This is a genomic window from Nocardia sp. NPDC060259 (genome assembly GCF_042728775.1).
Lineage (GTDB): Bacteria > Actinomycetota > Actinomycetes > Mycobacteriales > Mycobacteriaceae > Nocardia.
Genome location: NZ_JBHXAY010000163.1, coordinates 1 through 10,268 on the forward strand (window position 1 = coordinate 1; position 10,268 = coordinate 10,268).

11 protein-coding genes are annotated in these 10,268 nt (G+C 68.1%); 5 read left to right on the forward strand and 6 right to left on the reverse strand.

Annotation, left to right across the window (positions count from 1 at the left end):
* Positions 1-154 precede the first annotated feature (154 nt).
* On the forward strand, positions 155-721 hold the full coding sequence (locus ACFWF2_RS32465; protein ID WP_379311303.1) for a type 1 glutamine amidotransferase domain-containing protein: 567 nt from the start codon (positions 155-157) through the stop codon (positions 719-721).
* Here the strand turns inward: ACFWF2_RS32465 and ACFWF2_RS32470 are convergent.
* Together ACFWF2_RS32470 and ACFWF2_RS32475 are read right to left on the reverse strand one after the other, a co-directional pair.
* On the reverse strand, positions 718-1,740 hold the full coding sequence (locus ACFWF2_RS32470; RefSeq protein ID WP_379311304.1) for an LLM class flavin-dependent oxidoreductase: 1,023 nt from the start codon (positions 1,738-1,740) through the stop codon (positions 718-720). The genes ACFWF2_RS32465 and ACFWF2_RS32470 overlap by 4 nt on opposite strands.
* A 225-nt stretch (positions 1,741-1,965) precedes the next feature.
* Positions 1,966-2,394, reverse strand: coding sequence for a MarR family winged helix-turn-helix transcriptional regulator (locus tag ACFWF2_RS32475; protein ID WP_379311305.1), 429 nt, complete (start codon positions 2,392-2,394; stop codon positions 1,966-1,968).
* Positions 2,395-2,507: 113 nt separating this feature from the next.
* Here ACFWF2_RS32475 and ACFWF2_RS32480 point away from each other — a divergent pair, with 113 nt between their 5' ends.
* The 3 genes from ACFWF2_RS32480 to ligA all read left to right on the forward strand — a co-directional run bounded on the left by ACFWF2_RS32480 (position 2,508) and on the right by ligA (position 6,676).
* A complete protein-coding gene (locus tag ACFWF2_RS32480) occupies positions 2,508-3,635 on the forward strand; it encodes an NADH:flavin oxidoreductase (RefSeq protein WP_379311306.1) in 1,128 nt (375 codons plus the stop codon).
* 456 nt (positions 3,636-4,091) lie between these two features.
* Positions 4,092-4,625, forward strand: coding sequence for a VOC family protein (locus tag ACFWF2_RS32485; RefSeq protein ID WP_379311307.1), 534 nt, complete (start codon positions 4,092-4,094; stop codon positions 4,623-4,625).
* A 59-nt stretch (positions 4,626-4,684) separates the two neighbouring features.
* A complete protein-coding gene (ligA, locus tag ACFWF2_RS32490; protein ID WP_379311308.1) occupies positions 4,685-6,676 on the forward strand; it encodes an NAD-dependent DNA ligase LigA in 1,992 nt (663 codons plus the stop codon).
* 36 nt (positions 6,677-6,712) lie between these two features.
* On the opposite strand, the gene ACFWF2_RS32495 is transcribed toward ligA, so the two are convergent.
* Positions 6,713-7,225, reverse strand: a complete 513-nt coding sequence (locus tag ACFWF2_RS32495; protein WP_379311309.1) for a DinB family protein — start codon at positions 7,223-7,225, stop codon at positions 6,713-6,715.
* A 415-nt stretch (positions 7,226-7,640) separates the two neighbouring features.
* Here ACFWF2_RS32495 and ACFWF2_RS32500 point away from each other — a divergent pair, with 415 nt between their 5' ends.
* Complete coding sequence (locus ACFWF2_RS32500; protein ID WP_379311310.1) at positions 7,641-8,048, forward strand: DUF302 domain-containing protein; 408 nt, start codon at positions 7,641-7,643, stop codon at positions 8,046-8,048.
* Positions 8,049-8,073: 25 nt separating this feature from the next.
* On the opposite strand, the gene ACFWF2_RS32505 is transcribed toward ACFWF2_RS32500, so the two are convergent.
* The 3 genes from ACFWF2_RS32505 to ACFWF2_RS32515 all read right to left on the reverse strand — a co-directional run.
* Positions 8,074-8,640, reverse strand: coding sequence for a hypothetical protein (locus tag ACFWF2_RS32505; RefSeq protein WP_379311311.1), 567 nt, complete (start codon positions 8,638-8,640; stop codon positions 8,074-8,076).
* Between the two features lie 55 nt (positions 8,641-8,695).
* On the reverse strand, positions 8,696-9,763 hold the full coding sequence (locus ACFWF2_RS32510) for a PDR/VanB family oxidoreductase (RefSeq protein ID WP_379311313.1): 1,068 nt from the start codon (positions 9,761-9,763) through the stop codon (positions 8,696-8,698).
* 32 nt (positions 9,764-9,795) lie between these two features.
* Positions 9,796-10,268 (reverse strand): metal-dependent hydrolase (locus tag ACFWF2_RS32515; RefSeq protein WP_379311312.1); only part of this gene is annotated, 473 nt, incomplete at its 5' end.

The following is a 10,268-nucleotide window of genomic DNA, read 5'->3' on the forward strand; positions in this document are numbered from 1 at the left end:
GCCCCTGCGGGGCCGACGGCAGTTGCGGTTTCTCCTTCCGTCAGAGCACACGAACGGTTCGCGACCCACCTTCGGTCATCCTGTTTAGGGCCCGGAATCCGCGGTACCGCCACCAGAAGGCAATCACCGACGCCCGACCCGGAAGGAATCAACGATGACCGAACGGACGCTCACAGGAAAGCGGGTCGCCATTCTCGCGACCGACGGGGTCGAACAGGTCGAGTTGGTCCGGCCCCGCGCGGCGGTCGAGGAGGCGGGCGCGACAACCACACTGCTTTCGCTGAAATCCGGCAGCATCCAGGCCATGAACCACGACGTCGAGAAGGGCGACACCTTCGCCGTCGACGGGCGCGTCGCCGACACGAGCCCCGACGATTACGACGCCCTGATCCTGCCCGGCGGCACCACCAATCCCGACAAACTCCGCCAGGATCCCGCGGCGGTGCGCTTTGTCAAAGACTTCGCCGCCACCGGCAAGCCGATCGGGGTGATCTGCCACGGACCGTGGACCCTTGTCGAAGCTGACGCCGTCCGTGGCCGCACACGCACCTCCTACCCGAGCGTGCGCACCGACATTCGCAACGCCGGTGGCACCGTTGTCGACGAGGAGGTCGTCGTCGACAACGGCTTGGTCTCCAGCCGCAACCCCCGTGATCTGCCCGCGTTCTGCGCCAAGATCGTCGAGGAGTTCGCCGAGGGCAGGCATCTCGCCGCGACCTAGCCGAGCGCGGGTTTCCACCCCAGCTCGGGAGCGATCAGCTCGACCGTGTCGTGCAGGATTTGCTCGTAGTCCGCACGGTGGAACTCGTAGGGCAGCTCCAGACGTAGTTCGCTGGTCTGCGCGAGGACGGGATCGGCCCGCAGCTGTTCGAGGATCTGCTCGGCGGTCCCGACGACATCGGGGGCGTAGAGCACCCGCCGCTCGCCCTGCGGGCCGAGGGTGCGGTCGTGGCGGCTCGCGGCATAGGCGCGGTACCGCTCGCGGGTCGCGCGATCGGCGCTGTCGAACGGAACGATCACCCGGCCGACCGCGACGCGCGCCGGTCGCGACGGCTCGATCCGCGCGCGGTAGTCGCTGATCAGGCCCAGCTGCGCGGTCGCGAAATCGTCGCTGCGATCGCCGAAGACGATGTTGCCGCTGAGCAGATTCAGCCCGCTTTCCGCGGCCCAGCGCACCGACCGGGTGCTCCCACCGCCGTACCAGACGCGGTCGGCCAGGCTGGGGCTGTGCGGCTGGAGCCGAGGGCGCTGGGTGTTGCCCGGCGAGTGGATGACGGTGTCGGCGTCGCCGAGGTAGGGGCCGCGCAGGTTCTCGACCAGCCGGGCCACCCGGCTGTAGGACAGGTCGAAACTACGCCAGTCGCCGTCGAAGACCAGATCGCCGATCAGGTCGGCATGCGGTGGGGTCCCCGCGCTGAAGCCAGGCTGCAAGCGGCCCTTCGACAGCACATCGGCCAGCGACAGGTCCTCGGCCAGCCGGAACGGGCTCTCGTAACCGATCGGGATGACCGCCGTGCCCAACTCGACCCGGCTCGTACGCTGGGCGGCGGCGGCCAGAAAGACCGCCGCCGAACCCACGCCGTGCTCGAGATGTCGCTGCCGGACCCACGCGCCGTCGAATCCGAGGCGCTCGCCGAACTCGAACAGCTGCAACGTGTCCTCGAGACCGCTGTACGGATCGTCGTCGAGGTAGTTGCCCGGGGTCAGGAACGCCAGCGTGCTGATCCGCGGCGCGTTCATCCCTGACGCTCGTAGGGGATCCGCACTCTCGCTTCGACGGCGATCGGCAGCCGGTTCTCGGCGGCCGGCGCTACCTGTGTTGCCATGTCATCGATACAAACCGACGCCTCTGCCGACGAACAGGATTCCGCTCAGCCCGAACGCAATTCGCCTCCCACCGGCACTGATGGTTCATGCCCCGGAGTAGCGGAGTTCCTTCATGCCCGTATCGGGCGGATGACGAGTTCAGCGCCGGGAGAGGAAGACCCGTTCCAACAGGGTGTACAGGCGGTCGCGGTCCTGGTCGCCGAGGCTGTTCAGGCCATCCTGGGTGGCGTGCATCTTCGCCCGGATCGCGTCGGTGACACGTTCGCCCTCGGGCGTGATGACCAGACGTGTGACGCGCCGGTCGGAGGGGCTGGCCTCGCGGCGCACGAGGTCACGCTTCTCCAGCCGGTTGATGATGCCGGTGACATTGGAGGCGTCGCAGGACAAGACCTTGGCCAGGGTGCGCATCGCGACGGGCCCGCGGCGGAGCACCGTCAATGTCTTGCCCTGGCTCGCGGTGAGGTTCTCACTCGCCGCCGCGGCTGTGAAGTCCCCGTAGTAGGCGCCGAGCGACACCGAGAGCAGCTCCATGAGCTGGGCCGTGTCGACGCGGGGAGCTTCTGTCATGACACCACTTTATCCGCAGAAACTTGACCATCTCAAATAATTACCTCTACGGTGTCGGTATTGCTTGAAGTTCTCAACCATCGACATTGTCAAGTAGCCACAAGGAGCATCCAGTGATCGTCACCGCGTCCGACGCCTCCCGCACCGCCGAGGTCCTGTCACGGCCCGTTATGTTGAACGGCCTGACCGTCCCGAACCGCATCGTGATGGCGCCGATGACGCGCATGTTCTCCCCGGGCGGAGTCCCCGGTGACGACGTGCGGTCCTACTACGCGCGCCGCGCCGCCGCCGGGGTTGGCCTGATCGTCACCGAGGGGACCTACGTCGGCCACGATTCGGCCGGGCAGAGTGACCGGGTGCCGCGCTTCCACGGCGAGGAGCAGCTGGCGGGCTGGGCGAAGGTCGCCGAGGACGTGCATGCGGCGGGCGGCACGATCGTGCCGCAGCTGTGGCACATCGGTATGGTCCGCAACCAGGGCGAGCAGCCCTACCCCGACGCCCCGGCCATGGGTCCCTCCGGGATCGGCGCCGACGGCACCGAGGGGGCAGGCAAGACGATGACCCAGCGTGACCTCGACGATGTCGTCGGCGCCTTCGCCGAGGCCGCCGCAGCCGCCGAGCGCATCGGTTTCGACGGCGTCGAGCTGCACGGTGCCCACGGCTATCTGCTCGACCAGTTCCTGTGGGCACAGACCAACCGTCGTGACGATGTCTACGGCGGCGACCCGGTGGCCCGCACGAGGTTCGCGGCCGAGATCGTGGCGGCGGTCCGGGCGGTCGTCTCGCCCGATTTCCCGGTGATCTTCCGGTACTCGCAGTGGAAGCAGCAGGACTACCGCGCGCGCCTGGCCGAGACCCCGCAGGAGCTCGAGGCGATCCTTGCCCCACTCGCCGCGGCAGGCGTCGACGCCTTCCATGCCTCCACCCGCCGCTACTGGCTCCCGGAGTTCGACGACTCGGATCTGAACCTGGCGGGCTGGACCAAGAAGCTCACCGGCAAGCCGACCATCACCGTCGGTTCGGTCGGCCTCGACGGCGACTTCCTCCGCGCCTTCACCGGCGAGGGCGCCGAACTCGGCAACCTCGACAACCTCCTCGACCGCCTCGAGCGCGACGAATTCGACATGGTCGCCGTCGGCCGCGCCCTGCTCCAGGACCCCGAGTGGGCGGCCAAGGTCCTCGGCGGCCGGATCGACGAACTGAAGCCGTACGACGCGGCAACGCTGAAGACGCTCAGCTAGGCGAGTCCCGCTGTGCGGTAAGGATTCTCGCCGCCGCACAGGGGATCAGCCCCTCCTGCGTTGCCGAAAATCGTTGGCGCACTGCAAACGTCGCCCGATAGCCTGGTGAGACCACGGATGAGCTCGGGGAGGGGCGAAACGATGTGGAACTGGGGAAAATCTGTCGCCGAACACGCCGCCGCTGCCGCCTGGACCACCTGGCCGCCGGTCGATACACCACCGGTCGTCGTCGATCCTCCGACGTGGGGTCGGTCGGCCGGTGGTGCCGGCCCGAGTGGGAAAGAAGCTACCTGCACGGCAAGTCCGTCGAACTAGTCGGCAGGTGGCGTGGGGCAGGCCCGGTGCTTGCCGCGGGTGGGCGTCGGTGTCCCGCTCCCCGGTCATCCGGTGTTGCCGAGGGGCGATTCCGTGGGACTGTGAGGGGTCGAGAACAATCGAGCCAGGAGGTCACCGGAGATGCGGGGAATCAACCACATCGTCTTGTTCGTCGCGGATCTGCCGCGCAGTATCGCGTTCTACGAGGACGTGCTCGGATTCGAGCGGCTCGCCGAAGGATTTCCCGGCGGTGCCTTCCTGCGCCATCCCGGCTCGGCCAACGACCACGACCTCGGGCTCTTCCAGGCCAGGATGCCCGCGGCCGGTCCGGCGGGCTCGGTCGGGCTCTATCACGTGGCGTGGGAAGTGGACACTTTGTCCGAGCTCGCGGCCGCCCGGGACCGGCTGACGGCGGCGCACGCGCTGACCGGGGCGAGTGATCATGGGTCGACCAAGGCGCTCTACGCCCGCGACCCCGACGGCATCGAGTTCGAGGTGTGCTGGCTGGTGCCCGACGAACACGTCGAGGACGCACTGGCCCCTGGCACTTCGATGACCGCGCCCCTTGACCTCGACGCCCAGATCCAGCGGTACGGCGCAGCAACTCCGGGCGGACCGCGCACCGATCCGCAGGTGTGGGTGCGTGTCGCGGCGCGGCGGGCAGCGATGTCCTGACCCGGATTCCGCCTACTCGGCGGCAGAGTTGTCGGTGGGGATCGGTAGCGTCGCGTGCTGTGGAAACTGGGGAACGCATCGAAGAACTCGCCGACCGTATCGTGGCGCTGCGCGACGCCTACTATCAAGGCTCGCCGCTGGTCGCCGACGCCGAGTACGACGGGATCGAAGACGAGCTCCGTGCGCTGATCGCGGCACACCCCGACCTCGCGCCCGACCCGAATCCGCTCGAGCAGGTCGGCGCGCCCGCGGTGCTGCACGCTCCGGTCCGGCATTCGCGTCCCATGCTGTCGCTCGAGAAGGCGACCAAACCCGAGCAGGTCGAGGCACTGTTCAACCGCTTCCCCGGTCAGCCGGTGGTGGTGATGCCCAAGCTCGACGGCCTCTCGCTGGCCCTGGTCTTCGAAGACGGGCGCTTCGTGCGAGCCGTGACCCGGGGCGACGGCACCACCGGAGACGATGTGACCATGCTGGTCCGTGCCCTGGTCGACGGCGTTCCCGAGCGGATCGATGTTCCGGGCCGGGTGGAGGTGCGTGGCGAGGCGGTGATGCTGCGTTCGACCTTCGCCGCCTACAACACGGCGCATCCGGACAAACCACTGATCAATCCACGCAACGCCGCGGCAGGCACACTGCGGGCGAAGGATCCGGCGACGGTCGCCGAGCGCCGTCTGCAGTTCTTCGGCTTCGACCTGGACACCTCCGCGGGCGGCGCCGCGGTCGACCTCGCGGAAGGGTTGCGGGCGCTGGGTGTCGAGGGTGCGCGGATGCGCTTGTGCATCGATGCCGTACAGGCTCAGGCGGCGATCACCGCGATCGAGCAGGGCCGCAACGAACTGGATTACGACCTCGACGGCGCGGTGCTGCGGCTGGCCGACCGAAATGCCTACGCGGCGGCCGGAACACGGTCGAACTCGCCGCGTGGCGCGCTGGCGTTCAAGTTCGCCGCCGAGGAGAAGACCACGGTGCTGGCCGATGTGGTCTGGGACGTCGGCAAGACCGGCAAGATCGTTCCGGTCGCGTGGCTGGAGCCGGTTTTCGTCGGTGGCACGACGGTCACGAAAGCGACGCTGGCCAACCAGGAGGTCATCCGCGCCCGTGACATCAAGATCGGTGACACCGTGCTGGTGCGCCGCGCGGGCGATGTGATCCCGTTCGTGGCGGGCGTGCTCGACGCGGCGAAGCGGACGGGCCAGGAGCGCGAGATCGTGGCGCCGACCGTCTGTCCCTCGTGCGGGCAGCCGGTGACCGAACAGGGCAACAGCCGAGAGCTGTTCTGCACCAATGTTTCCTGCTCCGCCCAGACGGTGCGGCGGCTGATCCACTGGGCCTCGCGGGCCGCCGCCGATATCGACGCCATCGGGCAGGTGTGGATCGAACGCCTCGCCGAGGCGGGCATCCTGGAGCGTCCTTCGGACTTCTACACCCTCACCCAGGAGCGCCTGCTCGAATTCGACCGCATCGGCGAGGTCTCGGCCGCGCGGATGATCGAGTCGATCGATGCCAGTCGCCAGGTCGGGCTGCGCCGCGCGCTGATCGGCCTTGCCATCCCGATGGCCTCCGACGGCACCGCGGCTCGTTTGGCCCGGGCGGGATTCGGCTCCCTGGAGGAGGTCGCCGACGCGGGCGAGGAACGACTCGTCGCGGTGGAGGACATCGGACCGAAGGTCGCCGCCTCGCTGGTCGCCCACCTGACTCGCCTGCGCCCGGAGCTGGAGCGGTTGCGTGCGGCGGGTGTCGACCTGGACGTGCGCGCGGAGGACCTCGCCCCGGTCGTCGCGGCAGGCGCGCCCCTGGAAGGTAAGACGGTGGTGATCACCGGCGCCATCAGCGACCCGCGTTCGGGTGAGAAGGTCGCCCGCCCGACATTTCAACGCCTGTGTGAGCAGGCGGGTGCGACGGCGGCGTCCTCGGTCTCGGCGAACACCGACCTGCTCATCACCGGTGCGGGAGTCGGTGACAGCAAGCTGACCAAGGCGGAGAAGCTCGGCGTCGAGGTCGTCGACCAGGGCGAGATCTGGAAAATGCTGATCGATGCCAAGGTCGTCTAGCGGTCCCGACGACTTTCCGTCGGAATCGCCGGCGATTCAGCGCTGGATACTCCGCGGTATGGCGGTGGAGCGATTGTCGATCTGTTCGCGGAGGATATCGCCGTGACCGGCGTGCCTGGCGAACTCCTGGACCATGGCGAGCAGTGTCCAGCGCATGCTGACCTTTCCCTCGCGGGGAATGTCCACGGTGTCGTCGAGGTCGAAACGGGACGCGATCTCCCGTGATCGCCGGCTGGCGCGCTCGAACTCGGCGATGACATCGGCCAGGGACTCGTCGTCGGTGACGGCGAAGGTGCCCTCGTCGCGGCGGGAGTATCCGTCGCATTCGGATTCGTCCAGTCCCGCCCAGATTCGCTGAAACCAGATCCGTTCCGCGGCGGCGGCATGCTTGAGCAAGGAGATCGGTGTCGTCAGCGACGCGACGAGTCGCCTGCGGGCGTCGGCCTCGGACAGGCCGCGTGCGGTCTCGATCAGTGCGGCGCGGTTGCGGTCGAGCATGTTCTCGATGATCGCTCGCTCGGCACCATCGGTAATTCCATGGGTACTCATGGGCTTTCACTCCATTCTGTTGGGGTCGAGGCCGTGCAGTGTGTATCGATCGGCCGACACACGGTGGTGCGGCGATCGATCTCGGGAAAGGACAGACATCCGGCGTCAGAGAACAACCGGGAAGAAGAAGGCATTCGATCTGGTGGTCGCGCTGATTGCGCAGGGATCGTGCCGAGAGGCGGTGACGCCGCAGCCCAAGCCTGTCAGAAGGCGCTGCTGTCTGGGCCAGCATAGCGCAGTTCCAGCGACCAGACGCCGTCCGATGAAGTTCACCTGACACGGGTGAGGTGGGCGATGTGCGGAACCGGCATCATCGGTCCGAACGCGCCATGTTCGAGGCGGGCCGTGATTGCAAGGACGTGGTCACCCAGCCGGCCACTGTTTCTGCGCCTGTCCTGACCGAAAGGAATCCGCTATGGAGCTGGCCCTGTCGACCACCCTGCACACCACCTTCGACGACGCGATCGAGCGCACCCGAACGGCGTTGGCCGCCCAGGGATTCGGCATCCTCACCGAAATCGATATGCGCGCGACCATGAAAGCCAAACTGGATGAGGAGATGGAGGACTATCTCATTCTCGGCGCCTGCAATCCGGCCCTGGCTCATCGCGCTGTCGGCATCGACCGGCAGATCGGACTGCTGCTGCCGTGCAATGTGGTCGTTCGCCGCGAGCGCACCGCGAGCGACACCGACACCGTCATCGTCGAGGCCATGAACCCCGAGTTGATGGCGAGGATCACCGGTGAGCCCGCGCTCGATCCCGTCGTCGCCGATGCCACCGCGCGGCTGCGCGCGGCGATCGGCGAGCTTGCCGCGGGTTGAGCACCCAGGGGCAGGACCTGAAGGGCTAGGCCATCATGCTCAGCAGCCCGAGGTTCTCGGCCAGCGCGCCGTCCTGGCCGAGCGCGGTGAAGTCGGCCTCGACGTCGGTGCGGGCGAGCTTGCCCGCCCGTACCGCTCGATAGCGCACAAACGACCAGAGGAAGACGTCGAGGTTGTCGAAACGGGTCCCGCCCTCGAGCACCTCTTCCTCGTGGAACCACACCGCGACTTGGCCGTTGGTGAGCACGACGTAGAGGTTGCCGCCGCCGTCGGCGCCGACGGAGAACACGTCCTCGTCGGTGAGTTCGGTGGTGTAGTCGGCATCGAGAATGGCGCAGTCGTTGCCGGCGAAGTCGAACGCGTAGGACCAGTCGAAGATGTCGAGGAACTGGGGGAGCGTGCCGGAGCGGACCCGGCGGTCGAAGGCTGCCAGTGCGGCGGCATCGGCAGGGGCCAGCTTCTCGAGAAATGGTGCCACCGAACGGGTTTCGGCGGGGATGACGACGGGGTCGGCGTCAGGGAACCAGTGGGCGAGATCGGTGTCGAGACCGCGATCGGTGTAGCCGACGAGATCGGCGAGGGTGAGCGTCACGCCCCGGAGTGTAGAAACCGGGTCCGACATTCGCGCGCCGCATCGACATCTGACCTTACAGGTCAAGAACGAGAGTGTCTCCGTGGCAACGGGATACACACGCGAGTGTGTTTCCCTCGGCACGGTCGGAGTCGGTGAGAACGGTGTCGCGGTGGTCGGGGGAGCCGGCGACGACCCGGACGACGCAGGTGCGGCAGAAGCCCTGGCGGCAGGAGTAGGGCTGGTTCGGGCGGGCTCGCAGGATGGCGGTCAGCAGGGTTTCGTCGGCGCCGACCTCGAGGACCTCGCCGGTGGCGGCGAGGTGCACGGTGAAGGGGTCACCGTCGACGACCGGGGCGGGTGAGAAACGCTCCGAATGGAATTCGACGCCGTCCAAGTCCCGGATCGCGCTCAGGAGCGCGGCGGTCATGACGGTCGGTCCGCAGCAGTACACCGCGGTGTCGCCGTCGACGCCGGCGAGCAGATCGGCGGCGGTGGGGATGCCGTGGTCGGCGTCGGTGCGCACCGTGACGCGGTCACCGAACTCGGCGATCTCGTCGAGGAACGGGATGGTGTCGAGGGTGCGGCCGCAGTAGACCATCGTCCACGGCACGCCGAGCCGGTCGGCGGCCCTGGCCATCGTCAGGATCGGGGTGATGCCGATGCCGCCCGCCACGAAATGCAGTCGGCGCGCGGTGGATCCGCGGCCGGGTGGGGCGAACAGGAAGGCGTTGCGCGGGCCGCGCACCATCAGTTCCGTGCCGACCGCCAGCTCGTCGTGCACCTCGATCGACCCGCCGCCACCGTCGGGGATGCGGCGCACCGCGATCCGGTAGGCACCGCGGTCGGCGGGGTCGCCGCACAGTGAGTACTGGCGGATCCGGCCGGATGGCAGTTCGAGGTCGATGTGCGCGCCGGGCTGCCAGCGCGGCAGGCTGCGCCCGGACGGCGACTCGAGGCGCAGACTCACCACATCGGCGTCGGCCGCGACCAGTACCCGATCGGTCACGACGACCGGAAAACGGTTGTCGTCCACGCCGGATTCGAGCTTGCCCCGGTTGATCAGCGTCGACAGACTCACCTTCGCGGTGGCGATCCGGTCGAGGACCCGGATGGTCGGATCGTGGAGGTGCTTGCCGTACAGGTCCGGCGGCAGCACGGTGGGGACGGGGCGGGTCACTGGTTCGCCGCCCTGGCCGCGGGAGATTTGGCGAGGTACGCGATCGCCTGCTCGGTCGACCCGACCGTGTTCGGCGAATAGCGCGGGTTGAACGTCGACAGCGCGCTGATCGCGAGCGCGCGCAGTCGCGGCAGCGCCCCGCGCCGCATCGCGCCCAGGATCCGCCACAGCAGCATCGGGTAGCCGATGTTCGGCATGCCCGGGTCCTGGTTGATCAGGTAGCGGGTGCCGCGCAGGACCAGGACGAGCAGGATCGGGATGACGATCATCATCATCACCGCGCGTCGCAGATAGCCCGCGCCGAAGTAGATCGCCACGTCGTGGGCGACATTGCGGTGTTCGACCTCTTCGGCGCCGTGCCAGCGGAACAGGTCGAGCATGCGCGGGTCGGCGTGGTGTTTCTCCAAGTCGGCGTTGAGGATCCAGTCTCCGAGCCAGGCGAAGAAGTGCTCGAGGCTGGCGATGAAGG

What these genes read in the sequence shown, in the direction of transcription:
- ACFWF2_RS32475 (WP_379311305.1), bottom strand. Translation starts at nt 2,394, where the DNA reads ATGACAGAAGCTCCCCGCGTCGACACGGCCCAGCTCATGGAGCTGCTC.
- ACFWF2_RS32485 (WP_379311307.1), top strand. Translation starts at nt 4,092, where the DNA reads ATGCGGGGAATCAACCACATCGTCTTGTTCGTCGCGGATCTGCCGCGC.
- ACFWF2_RS32465 (WP_379311303.1), top strand. Translation starts at nt 155, where the DNA reads ATGACCGAACGGACGCTCACAGGAAAGCGGGTCGCCATTCTCGCGACC.
- ACFWF2_RS32470 (WP_379311304.1), bottom strand. Translation starts at nt 1,740, where the DNA reads ATGAACGCGCCGCGGATCAGCACGCTGGCGTTCCTGACCCCGGGCAAC.
- ACFWF2_RS32500 (WP_379311310.1), top strand. Translation starts at nt 7,641, where the DNA reads ATGGAGCTGGCCCTGTCGACCACCCTGCACACCACCTTCGACGACGCG.
- ACFWF2_RS32495 (WP_379311309.1), bottom strand. Translation starts at nt 7,225, where the DNA reads ATGAGTACCCATGGAATTACCGATGGTGCCGAGCGAGCGATCATCGAG.